At 65.5% G+C, this 1,254-nt stretch carries 1 pseudogene; it reads right to left on the bottom strand.

What is annotated here, in order from left to right:
• Positions 1-94 precede the first annotated feature (94 nt).
• Positions 95-620: pseudogene (locus ACZ7GZ_RS43420) on the bottom strand (IS6 family transposase); the annotation flags it as partial.
• Positions 621-1,254 lie beyond the last annotated feature (634 nt).

The following is a 1,254-nucleotide window of genomic DNA, read 5'->3' as shown; positions in this document are numbered from 1 at the left end:
AGTGAAGTTCCTGCGTTTCTGCGACAACCAGCTTCCCTTTCCGAACAGACCCATCGTAGTGGGACCACTGTCCGGAAACTTCGGGGCGCCTCAGCTCGCGTTGCCTCGTGGGCTGGTGGGAGTTCTCGGACCGGTTGTTCAGGCCTTTGTGGGAGCGGTGCTCGACCGAGGGCATGACCTCGCGGTGGGCGGCCCTGTAACCGCTGAGCTTGTCGGTGACGATCACCCCGGGCAGGGACCGGGTCTTCGTCATGATTTTACTGAAGAAGCGCCTGGCCGCGGGCTCGTCCCGCCGGTTCTGGCAGCAGGATGTCGAGCACATTGCCGCCCTGGTCGACCGCCCGCCACAGGTACTTCTGCACACCGTTGATCATCACGAAGACCTCGTCCAGGTGCCACTTGTCGCCCGGCCGCGGGCGACGCCGGCGTAAGGCGGCCGCGTAGGCGGGGCCGAACCTGCGCGCCCACTGGTGGATGGTCTCGTACGTCACCTCGATGCCGCGCTCGAGCATCAACTCCTCGACGTCGCGCAGGCTCAGGCTGAACCGGTGGTACAGCCACACGCAGTGGGAGATGACCTCCGGCGGGAAGCGGAAACCCCGGTACGACGGCGCGTCCACGAACAGCCCCTCCGACAAACCGGCGGCGATCACGCCACCGGCTCCCGGCCTTTCACTCATGTTGCCCGGAGACGATCGCCCCCCGTCTGGCGTGGCTTCCGCTCCGGCTGCCGAGTCCGTCGGGCACCTCCTTGGACGCGAGATGGCCGATCGCAGAGTGGGCGTTGCTCAAGTTGCCGTGCAGGGTGCCTGCGAGGTCCCGTGCCCTGCCAGATGACTGGGTGACGTTCGAGCACCTCGTCGAGCGGCGCGGCCCGGTAGTCGGACATCAGGTGTCCCCTGTCATGGAGAGCCTGGACGGACGTTGCCACGAGGTCGAGAGCGGTCCTCATCTCTCCAGCGGCACGGGTGAGGTAGCTGAAGATGCGATATGCCTCCAGCGGGTACTTGATCCTGCGGGTCTGAACGGCGGCGACCGAGCTCGACGAGGGAGCGGGCCGCGCCCTCCGCGAGTTGTTCAAGGTTCTCGGTGTTGTCGCTCATGTGGATCCGGGTCTCCTTACGTGGTGTGGTCAAAGACGGTCAGGGAAGTGTCAGAGGGTGTCAATCCCCAGAAAGCGTGGAGGACTTCCCTATGCTGCTCGGTCCTCCTGATGGGCCTGCGTCCTGGCCTCGGTGACGGTTCGCTCGAAGT

This window comes from Streptomyces sp. NPDC037288, from assembly GCF_055603265.1.
Note: the sequence above shows the minus strand (reverse complement) of the source record. Positions and strands in the feature narration are given on the sequence as shown.